Genomic DNA, 19223 nt, shown 5'->3' on the forward strand with positions numbered 1-19223 from the left:
ATTTTTTTAGCGGCCTTTCCCAAACCGGTTGAGGCCGGTGCGGTCGAACGCCGGCACTTCGTGGAAATCGTCGGAAAACCTATTTGCGTGACGCTCGCCCCCGTCGGATTCTATCTGGCGGGCAAGCGAGGGAATCCCGATGGCTTCGGCATACACACAGATGGCGCGAGCGATGATCTCTTCGGCGGGCAAGCCCTTGGCGGTGACCGCCAGGTTGAGGATCAGCGCTACTGCCGGTTTCAGCTCGAGCGAAAGGGTGACCGCGCCGGGGCCGGAAGAGGCAATCTTCAACTCCGGCGCGGTCTTATCCTGCCCCGTTGCGGGGCAAGGACAGGATTCTGTGAAATGGGAAAATGCCGCCGAAGCCGGGAGGTCTTGGGCTTCGGCGGCAGCCGCGTTCTCCTGGGAGGGAGCTTTGATATTGGAAACAGGCCGGGGCACCAGACGGTCGGTGAAACCGATGCCAGCGAGGGGCGCCTTCATGGCAGCACCTCGATGTCATCGCCATTAGATTGGATGATGCGCAGGCCCGCAAAATGGTTACGGCTTAAGGTTACCGATCGGTTCCCGTGGAAGAAAACGGGGCTAAGGCGCATTTGATGATGATGGAACATCATTGCGCCGCCTCCTCCACCGGATACAGATCTGGGCGCAGAACCTGGCGCGACACGCCGGAAGCGCGCTCGATAGGGATGGCCATTTCAGGAGGGATCATGCCGCGTTGCTTCCATGTCGAGACATGGGCATGCGTCTTGCCAATGAGCTCGGCCAGCCGCGCCACACCGCCGACAGCATCGCAGGCCGCGTTGAGTGCCGCCCGCCGCTCTGCCTTGATTTTTTCCTTCAGGACTTGATTCATGGCCGGCACTGATACAAATGTACGCAGCCAAGTCAATACCATTGTAGACATTAAGCCGTGTACAATCGTAGTCATGAGTACATTTGGTGATCGAGTCAGGGCCGAGCGCATCGCGCAGGGCCTGAGCTATCAGGAGCTGGCCGACCGCGTCTCGATCGCCGCTGGCGTCAAGTGCCCGCGTGTCACCATTACCAAGATCGAGGATCGCGCCAGTGAGGCGTCGAAATGGTCGCCGGCCATTGCCGCCGCGCTCAAGGTCGACCACGATTGGCTATTGACCGGCAAGGGCCAAAAGAACATTGCGGCCAGCATCGATAAGCGCCTCAAGCGTCTTGAGCGCATCAAGCCGGACGCAGTTGAGAGACTGCACCGGCAGATCAACGTCTTAATCGATGACGAGGAAAGCTCGCAGCTGCATTAACTTTCCGTTAACCGGTCCGGCGCGAACTTATCCACAGCCCCAATAACGTGATTTGCATTTCACCCGCTTGCTGTTCTCCAGTGTACGCTTGCGTACAAAAGAGCAACAATAAGAATTGGCGGGAAACGGGCAAGTGGGCGAAACGCGCGACGGCAATGCCGTGGAGGCAACGGCAGGCGATATATTTTCACATGCTAATGTGCAAGACGAGCACGAGCTGCTCGCCTTGCGATCACTTGTAAGTCCAGACGGCAACGAAGCAGAACTGACGCTGCACACCACCAAGGGCAGCATCAAGCTGATAGTACTGCACGAACAGCTTGCTGCCGTGCACGCCGAGATCGAAGCCTTGTCCGCTTTGATGGTCTATCGCCAGTCGGCCCGCCCCGACGAGGGCATGACCGCCTTCGCGGATAGCTTTCGCACCGCACTCAGCCCGGCCGACTGCACCGTTTCCATCGACCCGGAAACATCCGACCGCCTATTCATGCTGCAGTTTCCAGACCGCCTGCCACTGGCAATCCGCATGGCGCCGGAGCAGGTCGCCGATTCTCTCGACCAACTGGAAAGCGTCTCCAGGCGCGCCGCCAACTGAAATTACCCCTAAAAGCCAAAAAAACGATTCCACAGACTTCTGTCTACATTTGTATTGACGCTGCGTACATTTGTATGCGATTGGTGTTTCCCGACAGAACGGGAGACCCACGATGTCGAAGCAGCCGTCGAAGCAACCCCAAGCCTGCCCATTTGACCATCCGATCATCTCCGGATCGACGATCGAGCCGATCAACAACCATTTTCATGGTGTCTGCCACGATTGCGGTGCCCATGGCCCGGAGGGCGTCACCTATGCCGAGGCCCTGGAGGCCTGGAACGCCCGCCGCAGCGGCGACGGCAAGCAATGAACACCGCCGAAAAGCTGATCGCGCTGGCCGACGCCTCGCCCAAGGTTTTCGACTGGGTATCCCTGCAACTGAAGGCAGGGCGCAAGCCGTCTGAAATCCTCGCTGATCTTCCACAACCGACGCGACGAGCTGCGCCCGGGCCATGGGACGCCGGCAGATCAGAGTTCGACAAGCTGGTCGCTCATCTTCGCCAGTCGCGATCGAATTGCGGTCCATCGCACGCGGAATGCGTCGCCAAGGGCTTTGAGGCCGACTTCGGCTGGAACCATCGCGATCTGCTGTTGGCTGCAAGCGAGGAGATGGCTTGATGCGCCAGCGCAAGGGTTCCCCCAAGACTTTCCGGATCGGCGAGCATGACATCCCGATCTCAACGCCATGTTGCAAGGCGTGTGGGATGCCACATCCAGAGGCCCGCCTCGCGATTCAGTGCGAATGCCAGCGTTCGGCTCTATCAGGGTCATCATTACAAGCTCTTTCCGGCTTCGATCCAAGCGTAGCCGAAGTCTTTGAGCATGTTACCGCTTGGGTCTTTGGAACGGGCGGCGCAGTAACGGAGAAACAGATCCGGATCGACTACGACCCGGGTGACGAGGTGACCGTTGCGCTTCCAATTGCGCTCGAACAGCTCGGCATTCTTCTTCCAGTCCTCAAAGCTGAGGGGCATTGCCTTCGGATCATTCACGATCCGCTGAAGTGCTGCGTAGTCGCGTTCCTCGAACCAGAGCGAGACCACGGGCATACGCTTGAGGGAATTTCCTCGGGAACCGGATTTCCAGGTAACCGTCATGATGAATGCATCCTCTCTTGGGGTCTACAGGAGGGGTTGACAGGCACCGGGCCGCGTTGCTGCGCGACTCGGTGCCGCGAATCTACGCACGGCTCGGAGCAGACTGCATCCGAAATTGCCGGCGGCACCCGCAATTCACAGGCGGGAAACGTCACACATGATGCGATGTCGGCATGAAAGCGCCCCGCATTACCGATCCCCATGGCGGCAGAAGCCTTTCCGAATGGATTGGCTCGACGCCTGACGCCAATGTTCCGGACTGGGTACGCGACCGCATCTTCGTTCGCGCCGGGCGCCGCTGCCACATTTCCGGCCGCAGGATCCGGCCCGGCGAAGGCTGGCAGCTTGAGCACATCAAGCCACTGTCTCTCGGCGGCGAGCACCGCGAAAGCAACCTCGCACCGGCACTGAACCTCTACCACCAGGCCAAGTCGTCGATTGAAACGGATCTCCGCGCCAAGGCCGACCGCCAGCGGCGCAAGAACGACGGCACATGGCCGAAGCCTGTCCGCCCGCTGCAATCGCGCGGCTTTCCCAAATACCACGAGGAGCAACGCTGATGCCGACGTTCCGCATTCATTTCGCCGACGGGACAAAAGTCGCCGTCGACGCCAACAACGCCCTTGAGGCCAGGAAGACAGCCGAGCGGCTGCGGCCGGGCATCATCTCGAAGGTGAAGGTAGCCGTCGACGACAGCTTTCCGCCGACCTCTCTGGCCTTTGCAATGTGCTTTATGTTCGGCCTGACCTTCTGCGCATGCTGGATGGGAATACCGGCATGAGCGCGCGCGATGCCATTGACCGCCTGAACCGCAGCCGCTCGCAGGTCCGCGGCGAACTGCCCGACCGCGCACCGCTCGATTACCTCGATCGCATGTTCGACGATGTCGAGTTCGAAGCTGAAGAGTTGCCGCCGCTCGGCGCCCGTCCGCTCTGGGACTTTCAGGCAAAGTTCCTGATCGTCCTCTTGATGGCGGCGCTGGTCGTTGGCGTCATCGGCTGCTGGCCGAGGCTCGACTGATGAACGCCCGCCTCAATCGCACGCCGCCCCGTGAACTGATTTCGGTGCCGCCGCACAGCAACAAGCAACTGATCTGCGACCAGTGGCCGGAGTGCATGTGCCGCGGCGACTGCCCAGATGATACAGTCAGAAGTCCAGTCGCCTCAGGCATCCTTGCGCTCCTGATGATCGCAGTGGCGATGATCGTCGCCGGCCTGCTCTATGTGGGGCTGCGCTGATGAAGCGCGCCGCCATCTTCGCCCTGCTGTTCCTGTCGGCCTGCACGGCGACCGAGCCGAAAGACTTCGCGGCCGACCAGCTGGCCGCCCTTGGCCCGCTGCTGCGAGGCGAGCGGCCATGAGTGCGGCCAGCGATCTGCACGATCTGCTGTCCGGCCGCTTCGTCCGCGAAGTCATCGGCCCGGCGATCAAGGGCGGCGCGACCTATGCGGAGCTGACGGTCCTCTTCGAGACCGTCCAGTTCAGCTTGATGGAGGTTCTGCATCGCCACTACGAGCTCGCGCCCGCCGCCGCTGTCGGCTTATGCGAGGAAAGCCTGCACGCGGCGATCGAGCGCTTTGCCGGCGCCAGGAACAAGGATGGCGCCAGTGGCTGAATTCCCCCCGTCCAGGTCCACCGAAGCGAGCTTGCCAGGTGAGATTCCGGGCAAGGTCGAAATGTTCGAAGGCCGACTTCAGACCGTTGTCGATGGCGCGCGCACCGGCTGGTGGCGCTTTCATCGGCACTACGACCGTGACGGCTACTGCGACAACCCGGGACGGGGATACTGATGGCAACGATGGAAGAGAAGCTGGTCTTTGCCGTGTCCCCGACCCGGCAGGGTGATGGCGTTCCAATCCTCATCGTTGGCGTCCCCGCCGGCGCTTGGGAGTACATGAAGGACGGCAAGACGCACCATTTCGATCTGACCAAGGCCGGGGTGCCGGTGAAGCTGATGTTCTTTGGCGCCGCCACTCACGCCGCGGCGATGAAAGTCATCGACGACGCGATGAAGGCGAGCGGGACCGCCTATCTCGACGAGCGCCGTACCGACTTCTCAATCAAGCCGAAGCGGGGTGGCCACAATGGCTGACAAATCCGCAATCGAATGGACCGACGCGACGTGGAATCCGATCACCGGCTGTTCGATCGTCTCGCCGGGCTGCACCAACTGCTACGCCATGAAGCTCGCCGGGACGCGGCTGAAGCACATCGACAGCCGCAAAGGTCTGACCCGTGAGACCAAGGCCGGCCCGGTCTGGACCGGCGAAGTGCGGCTTAACCGGCAATGGCTGCATCAGCCGCTCGAGTGGAAAAAGCCGCGCCGCATCTTCGTCTGTGCCCATGGCGACCTGTTCGCCGAGAACGTACCGGACGAATGGATCCTCGACGTGTTCACCGTCATGGCCGCAGCCGACCATCACACCTATCAGGTGCTGACCAAGCGAGCCGACCGCATGCGCGAGTTCCTGTCGCGCCGCGATCTGCTCGAGGACATCTACGCGAACTGGTACACTTTCACCGGGAAGCCGGCGGAGGTCTATTCCTGGCCGCTGCACAATGTCTGGTGCGGCGTTTCGGCCGAGGATCAGAAGCGCGCGGATGAGCGCCTGCCGGCACTACTGGCCACGCCGGCCAAGCTTCGTTTCGTCTCAGCCGAACCGCTTCTCGGATCATTAGATATTGCCAAATATCTCCGGCCTCTTTGCGATCGCTGCCCGCCATGGGAAGTGCCGTGCCGCATCGGCTGCCAGCATTGCACCCGCCTCGATTGGGTCATCGTCGGCGGCGAGAGCGGACCCGATGCGAGGCCAATGCATCCCGCATGGGCGCGCTCGACCCGCGACCAATGCCAGGCGGCGCGCGTGCCGTTCTTTTTCAAGCAGTGGGGTGCATGGGCTGATTCCACGGACGCAGATGATCTGGTTCACGGCAGCGAGGACTACATCTTCGCGGCTGACGGAACGGTCCTTGGTGCCGGAGGCCGGGCAAGGCGTTTGATGCAGGGTTCGGTCGAACCGGATTGGCGCGAACGTGGCGGCGCTTGGATGACTTTCACCAACAAGAAAGCCGCCGGCCGGCTGCTCGACGGCATCGAACACAACGCCATGCCGGAGGTGACAGCATGAAGCGCGCTCCGCTCGATATTCGGATTCACGACGCCAGCATCGGCATCTGGCAAGACAATGCGCAAGATGCCAGTTTCCGTTCCGAGGTGTACGGCGTCTTGATCCGCCAGATGCGCGACCGAGGCTGGTCGATCAAGCGCGATCCCGGCATTCATTACCGGCACAAGTGCTTGAGCCCGAGCCACCGCCTTGGCGCACGCGGCACGCTGCGCTGCGCGATCGAGATTTCAGGCCGTGTGGTGAAGGTCGAGTTCTGGTCGATGACGGCACCTCAGGTGAACCAGAACGGCAGGCGATACGACTTCGACCGGAAGGCTCGCATGCACCACATCGAGCAGCTCCGCGTGGTGCTGGAATTCCGTCGCATCGTAACTTGGCTGGAGACGATAGCTCCGGTGAAAGTTTCCCGCTCCGAAACCCGCGATATGTCTCCGATGGAGCGTATCGAAAAGCGCTACGCCGAGAGCTGGCACAAGGACAAGGTGCTCGGGCGTCCAACGTGGAGCAGCGAATCGCAACGGAAGTCGCAGGACGGGAGTTTGCTCGAACACGGCCAGACGGTCTGGATACCCGACCACAAGGGCCGTCTCGTCCGAGGCGTCGCCTACTACAACATCAACAATATGTGGTGGGTGGTGGCCGGCGGGCAGCTTTATAACGAGGGCTGCCATTCGCTGTTGACTGCGACGCCTGCCGACATTCGCGCAAAGCGCAACCAACGCGCCCGCCGGTCACGGCTGGAGAAGGAATTGGCCATTGCGGTCGAGCGCATGGATTTCCAGCGCGCCCAGCTTCTCAAGATGATCCTATTCGGCGGCGAGCAGACCTTCATGATTTGGGCGCGCGATCACAGCGCCTTTTACCGATCGCAATATGCCGGGTACACGACCGACCGGATTAGCGCCGGGAAATACACCCGCGCCGAGGCGGAAGCCGAGTGCCGGCGCGTCCCTCATGAGATGGAAATGGTTTGCCCCGATGGCAAGCATATTCGGTTTGATCGGGTGGCGGCATGAGCGAGCGCCCACAACCAGGCCTGTTCGACATGCAGATGACGGCCGTGTTCGGCGGCTGGGACAACATCTATCGCTACGAGCTGCGGCGCATCTGGGATGACACGCTTCCGCTCCTCGTCGTGTGCATGCTCAACCCGAGCACGGCTGATCACCAGAGCAACGACCCGACTATCCTGGCGCTGATCCACTTCGCAAAGCGGTGGGGCTACGGCGGCTTGCTGATCGTCAACCTCTACGCCTTCCGGTCATCATCTCCGGCGGCGATGTTCAAGGCCGAGGATCCTGTTGGCCTCAGAAACGGCGACTATCTCCACCTGGCCATTCTCTATGCCCGCGACAATGGCGGCAGGATGCTGGCCGCATGGGGCAATGACGGCAACGAGCGGGCGTTCTGGACGATCGAGCGCGCCCTCAACCTCGGCGTCGAACTGATCTGCCTCGGCACCACGCAGAGCGGTGCGCCAAAGCACCCTATGGCTCGCGGGCTGCACCGCATACCCCGGGACCAGCAACCGATCGTGTGGAGGCATCCGCGATGATCGAGAAACACTCCGGCCAGCAGCAGATCGTCTGCGAATGCGGCGAATCGCAGAGCCGAACCTATCAGACCGACGAGTTCGACGTGATGGTGTCCGACGCGCGCCGTGAAGGCTTCGTCATCGTCAAGGTCGCCGGCCAGTGGCAGCACACCTGCCAGGACTGCGCACGCCCGGCCCGGCCTCAGCGGAGGCTGCTGTGATGCACCGGTCGAGCAAGCCCGATGTGCGCAACCCTGTTCTGTCGCTCCCGGCAGCGGCCAGGCTAATGGCGCTGCCGGCAGATCAGCGACAGCTGGTCGCCGAAATCCTGCGAGAACTGTCAATCGATGCTCGGACCAGAGCGCAGCGCAGTTGGCGCCAGAACAAAGGCCCTATGGCCGTCTACTGGAAAGCGGTTGGCGCATACGCAACCCACCTCTATCGCGCGGTGCGGCCATGACAAAGCCCGTTCGCCTCCGTCTCTCCCGCTCCAAAGGCTTCGACCTTCAGGCGCACTCTCGGTCGTTCAATGGCCTCGACGCTGTCAACGTCGCCAGGCCATCGGTCTTCGGCAATCCTTTTAAGGTCAGCGCCCGGCACGACCGCGCCTACGCCGTCCAGCTGTTCAGCCAATTTATGTGCTGCTGGACGGTTATGCTGCCGGATCCTTCGCCACAGGAACAGGACGCCGCGAGGCTTAGCATATTTCGCCGCTTAGACACCCTGACCGGCAGGAATCTCGCCTGCTGGTGCGCGCTCGACGGCAAGCCGTGTCATGCCGACGTCCTGCTCAACATCGCCAACGATCCCGAACAACTCGTCAGCCGGCAGCGCTTTGCCACCAGATGCGAAGAGGTTTCACCATGACTACGAAAGAATTCCCGACATGCGACGTCCTGTCGACCATCACCGGCATATTGATGGGCCCGATCGGCGGCGTCTACGAGGTGCTGAACTTCATGACCGGCGAGTCCGTGTTTACGCACCAGATACCGCGCATCAGCCGTGAGGCAACGCCGGTCGTGCTGAAGCTGCACCCTCAGCTCGAAGCGACCATCACCGAGGCCGAGCAAGTCACACAGGGGAATTACCTGACGTGGCTGGCAACATGGGAAGAGCGCTACGGCAAGACGATCACCGTCCCGCAAATGACGATCGCCGAGCATGAGCGGATCGACGCCCTGTCCGAACTGGCTGAGAAGGTCTCGCCAGATAAAATCGTGGTGGTGTCCCCATGAGCACCTCCAAGCCCACCGAGGGTACGCTAGACGCGAAGCTGGAACGAATGCTGGCGAATTGGGAGAAGCCAGCTGTGCGCAGCGTCATGCTCCCTGGCACGCAAATGACATGCGACGAGGCAGCCGCAGCAATCCGCGCCGCTCTCACCGGCACTGTAGAGCCAGTACAGGTGAAACCCGACTGGCTTGTGAATACGACCAAGCGCGTCGGCGAGTGGTTGGCTGATTACGACAACAACGTCTCTCATGACCACGAAGAGGGCGATCCGACCGACGATAATCTATCGGAGTTCGACCGCGACGACATTCGTACACTTCTCGCAGCCCTCGCTCCTGCCACTCTCAGCAATCCCGAAGCGCCAGCCGCACCGGTGGCTTGGCGGGTGCGCGAGCGGCCTGGCTTTGAATGGGGTCTAGTCCGTACCGACCCCGATCGCGACCCACATTTTCATTGCTGGGAAAAGCAGCCTCTTTTCGCCACTCCCGCTCTCGTAGCCACCCCGCCCGCTCAGACAGCCCGACGCATAGTGGAATTGGAGGCCGAGGTGATACACCTCAAGCGCCTCTATGAAGATGAAGTGAGCCTCAACCTTCAGAAAGGTTTTTGATCCATGACCGAGGACCAGCTCAAGCACATGGTGAGCCGCTTCCTTACATGGCGGTTACCGGAGAACTTCAATCCGGACGGGGGCATCAGCTTCAAGGCGACGTTCAATGAGAATACCGCTCATCCAATGAAGCACGAGCCATTCGGGACCAACCTGTTCGATGCAACGCAGGCCACCGCGATGGTGCGGAACATGATTGAGGGAATGCCCCTTCCCGAAGCGCCAGCCGCACCGGTGGGGGAGAAACTGGTCGAGAAGCTGAAGAACCTGCTAGTCGGGACGGAAAAGAAATACAATCTTACCGGCGATATTTGGTTCTTCGAACTGTGGCATGCACTTGGTGAAGCTGCCGCCGCTCTCGTAGCCCCCGCTCCAACATCGGCGGTCGATGGTGCAGATTTGATCACGCGGATCACTTCGTTCCTTTCGGATCATCTCTCCGGCCCAATCCAATCTCGCGGCAATGCATTGCTGGAAGAAGCCGTCGCCGCCCTCTCCAAGGCCACTCTACAGGGTGAGGCGGCGGTGGATGGGAAGGCGGTGAAGGCGCTGGAGTGGAAACTACGCAGTAGCGCGTTCTCCGATGAGTGGAAGGCCAATACTGTTGTTGGCAGATACGATGTCGGCATCGTCACGCACGGCTTTATGGCAATCCGCAGAAGCGTCGAGGATGGCCAGGACGAGGACACCATCCTTGCCGAAAATGTGGCAGAGGACGAAGCCAAAGCCGCCGCACAGGCCGATTACGAAGTTCGCATCCGCTCGTCCCTTGCCCCTGCCACTCTCAAGAAAGACGAATACGTTCGCGGCTATGTCGACGGGTACAAGGAAGGAACGTTGATCGATATCGATATAGCATCAACGTCGATCGCCGAAATGGTTGCGGATTGGTATGGAAATGCGCCGCTGCCGAACGCACGGATCACACCCGAGGTTATTGCGCACCGCCTCGCCCGTTTCGCCGCCAATCCCGAAGCGCCAGCCGGCAGGACTGTCGCGTGGCTGATCGAGCGGAAGTTCCCTGCCGATGGCTTGTCGACACCAGAAACACGCTGGTATGCAGAAAATCGCTTGGGCTTTCATTGGTGGACGCCAACGGCGGCGATGGCAAAACGCTTCACATCGAAGGCTGATGTCGAGGCGTTCAATGCTTACCTAATGATCGACACCGATCCAACCATCAGCATCACCGAGCATGTGTTCTTCGGTTCGCTTCCCGAAGCGCCAGCCGCACCGGTGGTGGAAGACGCGCATGGGACTGACTTGCTGGCAGTTCTCAAGGCGGTCTACGACGACATACTGATATTCCACGATGCTACTGGACGCAGCGAGGACGTTCTTTCCGAGGATACGCACAATCTGCTGATCGCAGCCATAGAGGCGGGCAAATGACCGACATCATCGGCGCAATCCGCAATTATCTCCCTTGGCTGCTGTCCGCCGTCACGATCTACATGACCGTCCTCGCCGGCAATAAGTCGCGTCATGCGTGGCTGTTCGGCCTAGGCAATCAAGCTCTCTGGCTCGCCTGGATATTCAGTGCCAGCGCGTGGGGCCTGTTCCCGATGAATGCGGCCCTCTGGATCGTCTACGCCCGCAACCATTGGAAGTGGAACCGGCTATGAAATTCCATCGTGACGTGCTTGCCGCCCATGCGCAATTCGGCGGCGATTTGGAAGGTATGCAGCGCCGCTATGACGCCAGTGTAGGGAATGCTGGCGAGGCGGCGGCTTGGCAGAACATTGCCACTCTCAGCAATCCCGAAGCGCCAGCCGCACCGGTGGGCGAGGACCAGATCAAGCACATGGTTGGCCGCTTCCTGATGTGGAAGCTCCCGGAAGACTTCCGGCCAGATCATGGCATTTCGTACACCAACCCGTATCCCCACATTCCGACGCTTCCCGGCCCGATGGGAACGAACATTTTCGACGCCGTGCAGGCCGAAGCGATGGTGCGGCACATGATCAACGGGATGCCCGCCGAGGCAAAGGCGGACGAGATCAGCCCTTACGAATGGCCGGCTCAAGAATTCGACCGGTTGGCTAGCGCAGACCCACTTCTCGACGCGGTTTACGACATATGCCCGGTTGAAGCTGTGGCGGTGAAGGGGTGGACGCCTGAGTTTGATGAGATGGTGGCGGCTGACCCTATTTTGTCTCGTGCAGCGTCGATCATATGCGGCGCGGCATGCGGCATGTATTCCAATTGCAACAGCCGGGAAGCCGCCATAGCCCTCAGAGACGCTGGTTTGCTTGCGCCTCTCAGCAATCCCGAAGCGCCAGCCGCACCGGTGGTGAGCGATATCCAGGCCCGATTGTGGAATGCTTCTGGCGAGCTTGCAGCGCACGGCGGTTTCGACAATCACTGCCGGGCAATAGATGAAGCGGCAGCCGTCCTCGCCGGCCAACCCTCTCACGCCGCTGGTAGGGAGGAAAAGCCGTGAGCATCGAATGGGTTCGCCGATACTATGGCGTGCCTGCCAAGCGAGGCGGGCGCGTTGAGTACAAGCCCTGCGAAGGCAGCAAAGACAAAGCTCGATTTGGCACTATCACCGGCACATCTGGACCGCACCTACAAGTACGTCTCGACGGGGAACAGCACTCCCGTCCATATCACCCGACGTGGCAATTGCGCTACCTTGATGCCGATGAAGCTGGCCGCGCTGCACTTCAACAGGAGCCGCGGCCATGAGCGCCAGCGAATCGAGCGGAACCTACCAGACCGCAGCCGAATACAATGCCGTGGTTGCGGAAAACGCCAGACTGAAGCGAGCGCTGATCTTGTCGCCAATGGCAGAGCGCGTTGCTGAGTTGCCGCATTTCATGGCTGCCTTAGCCGAATGGGGGTGCACTGATCCAAACGAACAGGCGGTGGCTATAATTGATTTTCTCAATTCGCTCGTTGGTCTTCGCGAATATTTGGAGGCGAAATCATGAGCGCCGATCTGATCGAACGACTGCGCGCCGACGACTTGCTTTACAATCGCGGCCCTAACTACGAGCCGCTACGTGTCAAGCCAAGCGCTGTCCGCTTGGAAGCCGCCGAACGCATCGCGGCCCTCGAAGCTGAGAACGCTAGGCTGGTGAAGGAGGCAGAAGCCGAAGCGGATCGCGAGGATAAAGCGGCGCGAGACATGCAGACGGTCATCCAAGGTTTGCGCAACCGAGCCACCGCCGCCGAATCTGACCGGGAAGCACTGAGAGAGGCACTGCGCAACATAGCCGAGGGCAATCTTGGCGATGCACCGTGGCAGGCCAACTATGAGAAAATCCGCGATGTAGCCGCCCGCGCTATCCTTCCCCGCCAGGATGATCGCCTCTCTGGAAAGGGATGTGGAGAATGACCCTGCGCGAGGCGGCCTCAAGCCCAGAAGACGACACGCCGATGAGGCTGCAGGAAGCCTGCGATAGGTTCTTTGGCGGCAGGATTACGCCGAAGGCCCTGCGCGCCGAGGCCCGCAAGGGGAATTTGACAATCGAGCAGATTGCCAACAAGGATTTCGTCACACCGTCCGCAATCAGGGAAATGCGACTCAAATGCCGCGTCGAAAAAGCCCGCCCCGCATCGTCCCAAGGCTCGACCGGGACGGGGTCAAGCGGCTCGTCATCCGGGACGGGTCCGTTTACAAGCGAACGGGATGCCTTGTTGGCGAAACTGAGAGCGCGGCGGAAAAGCTCGCGGAATATATCGGGCAAAAAAAGCAAAAGCCCATCGCCGTCGAACGTGGTCCCGATCACATTGCGTGCGCCGCAGCGCTAGACTATTACGTCACAGCCAAGCAGTCCCGCGACGAGGACACTGGCCCGCTGGAGGGTCGTGTCGCCTTCCTGACTATCTTCTGGGGCGACAAGCCACTGTCGGCGATCTCAGGTGAGACATGCCGCGAATACGCCGAGAGCCGTAAGCGACAGGCGGCGGCACGCCGCGAGCTCGAGGACCTGCGGTCGGCCGTCAATCTGTTTTCGAAGGAGAAGCGGCTGAACTTCCGGCCGCATTTTGAGCTGCCGGACAAGCCAGTTGCCCGCGAGCGATGGCTGACCCGCCAGGAAGCCGCCGAGCTGCTACGCAGCGCCCTGCGGCTGCGCCGTGCACGGCCGAAAACCTTCCAATGCCTGCCGCGCTTTATCCTGATTGGCCTCTACACCGGCACGAGGCATGCCGCCATCCTCGAATTGAACTGGAACCGTGGCCCGGCCGGCGGCTGGCCGGACCTTGACGCCGGCGTGCTCTATCGCCGCGGCGAGCGCGTGCGCGAGACAACCAAACGCAAACCGCCGATGCGGCTGCCGCGCCGGCTCAAACTGCACCTGAAGCGATGGAAGGCTGCCGACGGCGGCAAGGGTCCGGTGATCCATGCCAAGGGCGGAAAACAGATCGGCCTCATGCGCAAGTCATTCGATGCCGCGCGCGTCGAGGCCAAGCTCGGCGACGAGGTCACGCCACACATCATGCGCCACACGAGGGCGACCTGGTTGATGCAGCGAGGCGTGCCGATCTGGGATGCCGCCGGCTCGCTCGGCATGACCGTCAAACAGATGGAATCAAGCTACGGCCACCATCATCCCGACTTCCAGCAGGCCGCCGCCGATGCCTATTAAGCCGCCCCAAAATGCTCGTTTCTGGGCGCATAACTGGGCGCACCGGACGCAGACTACCTCCAAGCGGAGGCAGACCACATTGATTTCATTATGGAAAAATGGTGGGCGATGACGGGCTCGAACCGCCGACATCTTCGGTGTAAACGAAGCGCTCTACCAACTGAGCTAATCGCCCGCTCCGGGCCGGACCTTTAAGCAGTTAGGACCGGCTTCGCAAGGCCAAATGAACGGCCAGTGGCTTGGCCGGGAGCCGGTTTCGGCAACAAAGTTCGGCTTGTCAAAAAACCTTCTCCTGTTTGCTGTTATGCTGTCCGGGTCCGCTTGACACCCGGTGGCTTACCCCTTATCCACCGCCCCAACGACGAACACGGCTGACACGTGCTCGTCTATGCGCGGGTGTAGCTCAGTTGGTTAGAGTGCCGGCCTGTCACGCCGGAGGTCGCGGGTTCGAGCCCCGTCACTCGCGCCATTTCTCCTTAGGGCCACGTGCCCTTGATGTCGGAGAAATGTCGACGTTGATTTGTCAAAAATCATCTTCTTTCGTGACCCAGTCCAGGTCCATTCCTTTCGAATTCTGGCATTGATCCTCATCCATCGACCTGCCCGCCTGTTGTGGTCAAGCCAGAAGACAATAGCTTCTCGGACAAGAGCCGGGTCTAACCCATTCGCTCCCGCTCGGGCTTCACCCCTTGGCGAGCAGTGCCTCGACTTCCTGCAGCGTCGGCATGGACGGCGCGGTGCCCGGGCGCGTCACCGAAATGCCTGCGACGGCGCAAGCGAAGCGCACCGCCTGCAGGGGTTCGATCCCGCTCGACAGCGCTGCGGCCAGGCCGCCATTGAAGGCGTCGCCCGCGCCGGTGGTCTCGATGACCGGGCCGGCGGCGACCGCAGCGACATGCTCGGAACGGTCGGCCGTGTGCAGCAGCGCGCCCTTTTCGCCGAGCGTCACGACGACAGCGCCCACGCCCTTCTCGAGCAGGCTGTCGGCGGCACGGCGGGCATCGTCGATGGAGGATACCTTGATGCCGGTCAGTTCCTCGGCCTCAGTCTCGTTCGGCGTCACATAGTCGCAAAGTGCATAGATGCGGTCCGGAAGCTTGGCCGCCGGCGCCGGGTTGAGAATGGTGGTCACCCCTGCCCCGCGCGCGATCTCCAGCGCCCGCATCGCCGCCTCGATCGGCTGCTCAAGCTGGGTGACGAAGACGCCGGCCGCGCGGATCAGGCCGGCATTTGCCTCGATATCGGCGGGCGAGATCAGCATCGCCGCACCGGGGCTGACGATGATCGCGTTGTTGCCGCTCGTCTCCTCGATGAAGATATAGGCGGCACCGGTGTAGCTTTCCGGCGTGTCGATGACGGCGCTCTTCACGCCGGCCTGCGACCAGGTCTGTCTCGCCATATCGGCAAAGGGGTCGACCCCGAGGCGGGTAAGGAAGGTGACATCGGCGCCGAGCCGGCCGGCTGCCACCGCCTGGTTCGAGCCCTTGCCGCCGGGGCCGAGCGTGAAGGACGTGCCCAGGATCGTCTCGCCCATCCGCGGCTGGCGGGCGGCGCGGTAGGCCGTGTCGGCGACGAAGACGCCCAATATGACAACCGGCTTCATGACGATCGGTTTCGCCGGCATGCCCCTACTCCGCATCCGGTGGCACGACGCCCTTGCGGAAGGCAAAACAGCCATAGAAGCGGCGCTCGCCGGTCTGGATGACGCAATAGGCCTTCTTGGCGCGTTCGTAGAAGGCGTAGCGCTCGACCGAGATCATCGGCCAGGCCTTGCCCTCGGCGGCATCGATCTCTTTTTGCACTTCCTGCTGCACGGCGGGAATGTCGTCCGGCTTGCCGACGATCTCCATGCGCGCGGCCGCGTCGTCGACGAAGGTGTCCAGCGGATAGAGCGAAAGCACCGCCTTGACCACGTCGGCCGCCGGCGCATCGATGCGCAGCAACCGGCCAAGCACGGTCTGGCGCGCCACCGAATCGGACGGGAAATTGGTGTCGGCGATAATCAGATCGTCGCCGTGGCCCATCGCCCGCAGCGCCTGCAGCACATCGGCATTGAGCAGGGGATTGATTCCTTTGAGCATGGTATTCCTCGCGAAGTTTTGCTGGGGCGAAATCAGAGACGCTTGCCGGTCTCTGCGTCGAAGAGATGCACCTGGTCGAGCCGCGGTTTCAGGTGCAGTGTGTCGCCCGGCTTGAAGTCGTGGCGCTCACGGAACAGCGCCACCATCTCGCCCTCGCCGAAGCGCAGGAACACCAAAGTCTCGGAACCGGTCGGCTCGACCACCGAAATCTTCGCCGGAACACCATCTGGATGGATTTCGAGATGCTCGGGCCGCACGCCGTAGACGACATTGCGGCCATCTTCCACGGCACTCTTGGCAGCAATCGGGAACGGCGTCCCGGCGATCTCGACGACGGGCTTGTCGCCCTTGCGCACGACCCCCTTGAGCAGGTTCATCGAGGGCGAGCCGATGAAGCCGGCGACAAACAGGTTGGCGGGCCGGTCGAACAACTCCAGCGGCGCGCCGACCTGCTCGATGCGACCGTCGCGCATCACCACGATCTTGTCGGCCATGGTCATGGCCTCGATCTGGTCGTGGGTGACGTAGATGGTGGTGGTCTTCAGTCGTTGATGCAGTTCCTTGATCTCGGTGCGCATCTGTACGCGCAGCTTGGCATCGAGATTGGAGAGCGGCTCGTCGAACAGGAACACCTGCGGGTTGCGCACGATGGCGCGGCCCATGGCGACGCGCTGGCGCTGGCCGCCCGAGAGCTGGCGCGGATAGCGCTTGAGGTAGGGATTGAGGTCGAGGATGTCGGCGGCCCGCTTGACCCGCTCAGTGACCACCGCCGGGTCGGTTTTGCGCAGCTTGAGAGCGAAGGCCATGTTCTGCTCGACCGTCTTGTGCGGATAGAGCGCGTAGTTCTGGAACACCATGGCAATGTCGCGCTTGGCCGGCGGCAAATGGTTGACGACGCGCTCGCCGATGGCGATGGTGCCGCCGGAGACCGTTTCCAGCCCCGCTACCATCCTCAGCAACGTGGACTTGCCGCAGCCGGAAGGCCCGACCAGCACCACGAACTGCCCGTCGGCGATGTCGACGCTGACATCGTGCAGAACCTTGACGGTTCCGAACGCCTTGGCCACATTGCGGATCGCGACTTGAGCCATCATTCCCCCTTTGGTTGCCGTGAAGCTAAACAACGCAAACGGCGAGGGCAAGTCGGTCTCTTATAGATAAAAAACCCATTCACGTTGACACCGCACTTCGTTGTGCGAATAGTGACAGTGTCCGGCTTATGACCCTGTTCCGGGCGCACCGGTACGCTTGTCCGGTACTGAATGCCAAGCGTCGCGGGAGGGAGAATTCGGGCCGCTATTTACGGGAGTCGCTGTCGTTGGGGAACATAATCGGCGCTCCATCATCTGAACCAAATTCACGATTGACCTTCTGGGAGGAACGAGATGAAAGTCAGCCTTTATAACCAATTCGTCCGCGCCGGGGCCACCCGCCGCGACGTGCTGAAGGGAGCGGCCAGCATGGCCGCCCTCGCCGCGGCGTCTGGCGCCGGGCTTGGCGCCCTGACGCGCCCGGCCGCGGCCGCCGATGACCTGCGTGCGCAGATCCTGCAGATTCCGGGCGTCGGCAAGGGTCAGCCGACCGATGCCGATTTCCAGCAGGTCGGCGAGCTTTGCCTGGGAGCCACCAAGGCCAATGTCAAGGAAGGCGAATTCGCCGGCGTTGAACTCACCTTCATGGGCCTCAACAACCAGAACCTGCACAATGTGCTGTTTCGCGGCTTTCTGAAGCCGTGGGAGACCTATACCGGCGCCAAGATCAACTGGATCGACCTGGCGCAGGCTGACTACAACGCCCGCCTGCAGCAGTCGATCGCGACAGGCACCGTCGATTTCGACATCATCGAAATGGGAGCACCGTTCGAAGGCGACGTCTGCGGCAAGGGTCTCACCTCCGAAATGCCGGACTGGGTCAAGGACCAGATCGACATGAAGGACGTCGTGGCCTATCTGCAGCCGCCAGTCGGCACCTGGGAGGGCAAGCAGTACCGCGTGACCGTCGACGGCGATGCACATAATTTCAACTATCGCACCGACGTGTTCGCCGATGCCGACCTCGCCAAGGCCTGGAAGGACGGCGGCGGTGAAGGCGAATGGGGCGTGCCGAAGACCTGGCAGCAGGTGCAGGCGGTGACCAAGTTCCTCAAGGGCAAGCAGGTGAAGGGCCAGGACGTCTTTGGCTATCTCGACGCGCCCAAGCCCTGGGGCGGCTTCGGCTTCTACTTCCTCGGCAGCCGCGCCAGCGCCTATGCCAAGCATCCCGACGACAAGGCCTGGCTGTTCGACGCCGACACGATGAAGCCGCGCATCAACAATCCGGCATGGGTGCGGGCGATCCAGGACGTCATCGATGCGCTGCCTTCCGAGCCTGCCGACCAGATCAACGCCGACCCGAACACCACCGCCTTCCAGCAATTCCTGGCAGGCACCGGTTCGATGGTCACCTGGTGGGGCGACGTTGGTTCGAACGTCAAGACCAACGACTCCTCGGTCGTCGGCGACGTCACCGGCTTCTCGATCCTGCCGGGCTCGGACGATGTCTACAACTCCAAGACCGGCCAGTGGGACAAACTGGCCAGCGGACCGAACCATGCGCCGAACTGCGCCTATCTCGGCTGGGGCGTGTATGTCATGGCCCGTGTCGACAGCGACGAAAAGAAAAAGAAGGCGGCATGGTCGGCCGCTGCCCATCTCGGCGGCAAGGACCTGTCGCTCTGGTGCGCGGCCTATCCGTCGGGTTTCCAGCCCTATCGCAACTCGCATTTCAACATTCCGGAATGGGTGGCGGCGGGCTACGACGAGGCGTTCATCACCTCGTATCTGAAGTCGGAAGCCGACAGCTACAACCATCCCAACGCCGCGATCGAGCCACGCATCCCCGGCATCTTCCAGTACTACAGCGCCGCCGAGGACATTTTGGCCAACACTTTTGCCGGCAAGATGAAGGCGCAGGAAGGCGCCGACGCCATCGCAGCCGCCTGGGAGAAGCTGACCGACCAGATCGGCCGTGACAACCAGATCAAGCTCTACAAGGCCTCGCTCGGCATGTAGGCTGAGATCGTGAAC

The 19223-nt window shown here is 61.6% G+C and carries 32 protein-coding genes and 2 tRNA genes; 27 read left to right on the forward strand and 7 right to left on the reverse strand.

All coding sequences use genetic code 11. The annotated features are described in order from the left end of the window. Positions 1-6: 6 nt before the first annotated feature. Positions 7-483 (reverse strand): hypothetical protein, encoded by a 477-nt coding sequence (locus NKH17_RS12700; RefSeq protein WP_352970994.1) that lies wholly within the window; start codon positions 481-483, stop codon positions 7-9. A gap of 130 nt (positions 484-613) precedes the next feature. After that, on the reverse strand, positions 614-859 hold the full coding sequence (locus tag NKH17_RS12705) for a transcriptional regulator (protein ID WP_352710857.1): 246 nt from the start codon (positions 857-859) through the stop codon (positions 614-616). On the opposite strand from NKH17_RS12705, the gene NKH17_RS12710 reads away from it, so the two are divergent. The 4 genes from NKH17_RS12710 to NKH17_RS12725 all read left to right on the forward strand — a co-directional run bounded on the left by NKH17_RS12710 (position 858) and on the right by NKH17_RS12725 (position 2493). After that, entirely contained in the window at positions 858-1280 is a 423-nt protein-coding gene (locus tag NKH17_RS12710) for a helix-turn-helix domain-containing protein (RefSeq protein ID WP_352970997.1), read from the forward strand. The genes NKH17_RS12705 and NKH17_RS12710 overlap by 2 nt on opposite strands. Before the next feature lie 133 nt (positions 1281-1413). Further along, entirely contained in the window at positions 1414-1875 is a 462-nt protein-coding gene (locus tag NKH17_RS12715) for a hypothetical protein (protein WP_352971000.1), read from the forward strand. A 112-nt stretch (positions 1876-1987) separates the two neighbouring features. Beyond that, positions 1988-2185: a hypothetical protein gene (locus NKH17_RS12720; protein WP_352971003.1), complete on the forward strand. Its 198-nt coding sequence runs from the start codon at positions 1988-1990 to the stop codon at positions 2183-2185. Next, the gene (locus NKH17_RS12725; RefSeq protein WP_352971006.1) at positions 2182-2493 is read left to right on the forward strand and encodes a hypothetical protein; all 312 of its coding nucleotides are present in this window, start codon (positions 2182-2184) and stop codon (positions 2491-2493) included. The genes NKH17_RS12720 and NKH17_RS12725 overlap by 4 nt, the downstream gene beginning before the upstream one ends. A gap of 155 nt (positions 2494-2648) precedes the next feature. Here the strand turns inward: NKH17_RS12725 and NKH17_RS12730 are convergent, their stop codons facing one another. Next, on the reverse strand, positions 2649-2972 hold the full coding sequence (locus tag NKH17_RS12730; RefSeq protein ID WP_352971009.1) for a hypothetical protein: 324 nt from the start codon (positions 2970-2972) through the stop codon (positions 2649-2651). A 173-nt stretch (positions 2973-3145) separates the two neighbouring features. Between NKH17_RS12730 and NKH17_RS12735 the strand changes: the two genes are divergently transcribed. The 21 genes from NKH17_RS12735 to NKH17_RS12835 all read left to right on the forward strand — a co-directional run bounded on the left by NKH17_RS12735 (position 3146) and on the right by NKH17_RS12835 (position 14077). After that, positions 3146-3532, forward strand: a complete 387-nt coding sequence (locus NKH17_RS12735) for an HNH endonuclease (RefSeq protein WP_352971012.1) — start codon at positions 3146-3148, stop codon at positions 3530-3532. Next, positions 3532-3753 (forward strand): hypothetical protein, encoded by a 222-nt coding sequence (locus tag NKH17_RS12740; protein WP_352971014.1) that lies wholly within the window; start codon positions 3532-3534, stop codon positions 3751-3753. Before NKH17_RS12735 ends, NKH17_RS12740 begins: the two co-directional genes overlap by 1 nt. Then, positions 3750-3992 carry a hypothetical protein gene (locus NKH17_RS12745; protein ID WP_352971017.1) on the forward strand — a complete coding sequence of 81 codons (243 nt, stop codon included), beginning with the start codon at positions 3750-3752 and terminating at the stop codon, positions 3990-3992. Before NKH17_RS12740 ends, NKH17_RS12745 begins: the two co-directional genes overlap by 4 nt. Further along, positions 3992-4210: a hypothetical protein gene (locus tag NKH17_RS12750; protein WP_352971020.1), complete on the forward strand. Its 219-nt coding sequence runs from the start codon at positions 3992-3994 to the stop codon at positions 4208-4210. Before NKH17_RS12745 ends, NKH17_RS12750 begins: the two co-directional genes overlap by 1 nt. Further along, positions 4210-4332 carry a hypothetical protein gene (locus NKH17_RS12755; RefSeq protein WP_352971023.1) on the forward strand — a complete coding sequence of 41 codons (123 nt, stop codon included), beginning with the start codon at positions 4210-4212 and terminating at the stop codon, positions 4330-4332. The genes NKH17_RS12750 and NKH17_RS12755 overlap by 1 nt, the downstream gene beginning before the upstream one ends. Next, complete coding sequence (locus NKH17_RS12760; RefSeq protein ID WP_352971026.1) at positions 4329-4586, forward strand: hypothetical protein; 258 nt, start codon at positions 4329-4331, stop codon at positions 4584-4586. Before NKH17_RS12755 ends, NKH17_RS12760 begins: the two co-directional genes overlap by 4 nt. Next, positions 4579-4761, forward strand: a complete 183-nt coding sequence (locus tag NKH17_RS12765; protein WP_352971029.1) for a hypothetical protein — start codon at positions 4579-4581, stop codon at positions 4759-4761. Before NKH17_RS12760 ends, NKH17_RS12765 begins: the two co-directional genes overlap by 8 nt. Next, complete coding sequence (locus NKH17_RS12770) at positions 4761-5063, forward strand: hypothetical protein (protein WP_352971032.1); 303 nt, start codon at positions 4761-4763, stop codon at positions 5061-5063. The genes NKH17_RS12765 and NKH17_RS12770 overlap by 1 nt, the downstream gene beginning before the upstream one ends. Beyond that, the gene (locus NKH17_RS12775) at positions 5056-6099 is read left to right on the forward strand and encodes a DUF5131 family protein (RefSeq protein ID WP_352971035.1); all 1044 of its coding nucleotides are present in this window, start codon (positions 5056-5058) and stop codon (positions 6097-6099) included. Before NKH17_RS12770 ends, NKH17_RS12775 begins: the two co-directional genes overlap by 8 nt. Continuing rightward, a complete protein-coding gene (locus NKH17_RS12780; protein WP_352971037.1) occupies positions 5994-7115 on the forward strand; it encodes a hypothetical protein in 1122 nt (373 codons plus the stop codon). Before NKH17_RS12775 ends, NKH17_RS12780 begins: the two co-directional genes overlap by 106 nt. After that, the gene (locus NKH17_RS12785; RefSeq protein ID WP_352971040.1) at positions 7112-7654 is read left to right on the forward strand and encodes a DUF1643 domain-containing protein; all 543 of its coding nucleotides are present in this window, start codon (positions 7112-7114) and stop codon (positions 7652-7654) included. Before NKH17_RS12780 ends, NKH17_RS12785 begins: the two co-directional genes overlap by 4 nt. Further along, on the forward strand, positions 7651-7854 hold the full coding sequence (locus NKH17_RS12790; protein ID WP_352710902.1) for a hypothetical protein: 204 nt from the start codon (positions 7651-7653) through the stop codon (positions 7852-7854). The genes NKH17_RS12785 and NKH17_RS12790 overlap by 4 nt, the downstream gene beginning before the upstream one ends. Before the next feature lie 235 nt (positions 7855-8089). Then, positions 8090-8500 (forward strand): DUF4326 domain-containing protein, encoded by a 411-nt coding sequence (locus tag NKH17_RS12795; RefSeq protein ID WP_352971043.1) that lies wholly within the window; start codon positions 8090-8092, stop codon positions 8498-8500. Then, positions 8497-8871, forward strand: coding sequence for a DUF7736 domain-containing protein (locus NKH17_RS12800; protein WP_352971046.1), 375 nt, complete (start codon positions 8497-8499; stop codon positions 8869-8871). The genes NKH17_RS12795 and NKH17_RS12800 overlap by 4 nt, the downstream gene beginning before the upstream one ends. Then, positions 8868-9479: a hypothetical protein gene (locus NKH17_RS12805; protein ID WP_352971049.1), complete on the forward strand. Its 612-nt coding sequence runs from the start codon at positions 8868-8870 to the stop codon at positions 9477-9479. The genes NKH17_RS12800 and NKH17_RS12805 overlap by 4 nt, the downstream gene beginning before the upstream one ends. A gap of 3 nt (positions 9480-9482) precedes the next feature. After that, complete coding sequence (locus NKH17_RS12810) at positions 9483-10871, forward strand: hypothetical protein (RefSeq protein ID WP_352971051.1); 1389 nt, start codon at positions 9483-9485, stop codon at positions 10869-10871. Beyond that, positions 10868-11104 carry a hypothetical protein gene (locus NKH17_RS12815; RefSeq protein ID WP_352971053.1) on the forward strand — a complete coding sequence of 79 codons (237 nt, stop codon included), beginning with the start codon at positions 10868-10870 and terminating at the stop codon, positions 11102-11104. Before NKH17_RS12810 ends, NKH17_RS12815 begins: the two co-directional genes overlap by 4 nt. Beyond that, positions 11101-11922, forward strand: a complete 822-nt coding sequence (locus NKH17_RS12820; RefSeq protein ID WP_352971055.1) for a hypothetical protein — start codon at positions 11101-11103, stop codon at positions 11920-11922. The genes NKH17_RS12815 and NKH17_RS12820 overlap by 4 nt, the downstream gene beginning before the upstream one ends. A gap of 244 nt (positions 11923-12166) precedes the next feature. Beyond that, the gene (locus NKH17_RS12825) at positions 12167-12415 is read left to right on the forward strand and encodes a hypothetical protein (protein WP_352971058.1); all 249 of its coding nucleotides are present in this window, start codon (positions 12167-12169) and stop codon (positions 12413-12415) included. After that, positions 12412-12822, forward strand: coding sequence for a hypothetical protein (locus NKH17_RS12830; protein ID WP_352971061.1), 411 nt, complete (start codon positions 12412-12414; stop codon positions 12820-12822). The genes NKH17_RS12825 and NKH17_RS12830 overlap by 4 nt, the downstream gene beginning before the upstream one ends. 193 nt (positions 12823-13015) lie before the next feature. Next, complete coding sequence (locus tag NKH17_RS12835; RefSeq protein WP_352971064.1) at positions 13016-14077, forward strand: site-specific integrase; 1062 nt, start codon at positions 13016-13018, stop codon at positions 14075-14077. 99 nt (positions 14078-14176) lie between these two features. Here the strand turns inward: NKH17_RS12835 and NKH17_RS12840 are convergent. Then, positions 14177-14252 (reverse strand) — tRNA-Val (locus tag NKH17_RS12840). 217 nt (positions 14253-14469) lie between these two features. On the opposite strand from NKH17_RS12840, the gene NKH17_RS12845 reads away from it, so the two are divergent. Then, positions 14470-14546: transfer RNA gene (locus tag NKH17_RS12845), tRNA-Asp, on the forward strand. Positions 14547-14759: 213 nt separating this feature from the next. On the opposite strand, the gene rbsK is transcribed toward NKH17_RS12845, so the two are convergent. The 3 genes from rbsK to NKH17_RS12860 are packed head-to-tail and all read right to left on the reverse strand — an operon-like array spanning position 14760 to position 17249. Continuing rightward, complete coding sequence (rbsK, locus tag NKH17_RS12850; protein ID WP_352896636.1) at positions 14760-15701, reverse strand: ribokinase; 942 nt, start codon at positions 15699-15701, stop codon at positions 14760-14762. A 4-nt stretch (positions 15702-15705) separates the two neighbouring features. Then, positions 15706-16158, reverse strand: coding sequence for an RbsD/FucU family protein (locus NKH17_RS12855; RefSeq protein ID WP_352477323.1), 453 nt, complete (start codon positions 16156-16158; stop codon positions 15706-15708). Between the two features lie 32 nt (positions 16159-16190). After that, positions 16191-17249 carry an ABC transporter ATP-binding protein gene (locus NKH17_RS12860; RefSeq protein WP_254817606.1) on the reverse strand — a complete coding sequence of 353 codons (1059 nt, stop codon included), beginning with the start codon at positions 17247-17249 and terminating at the stop codon, positions 16191-16193. A gap of 294 nt (positions 17250-17543) precedes the next feature. On the opposite strand from NKH17_RS12860, the gene NKH17_RS12865 reads away from it, so the two are divergent. Beyond that, positions 17544-19208, forward strand: a complete 1665-nt coding sequence (locus NKH17_RS12865; protein WP_352896632.1) for an ABC transporter substrate-binding protein — start codon at positions 17544-17546, stop codon at positions 19206-19208. Positions 19209-19223 lie beyond the last annotated feature (15 nt).

Origin of the sequence: Mesorhizobium sp. M1334 (genome assembly GCF_040317995.1) — a bacterium.
Taxonomy (GTDB): Bacteria; Pseudomonadota; Alphaproteobacteria; order Rhizobiales; family Rhizobiaceae; genus Mesorhizobium.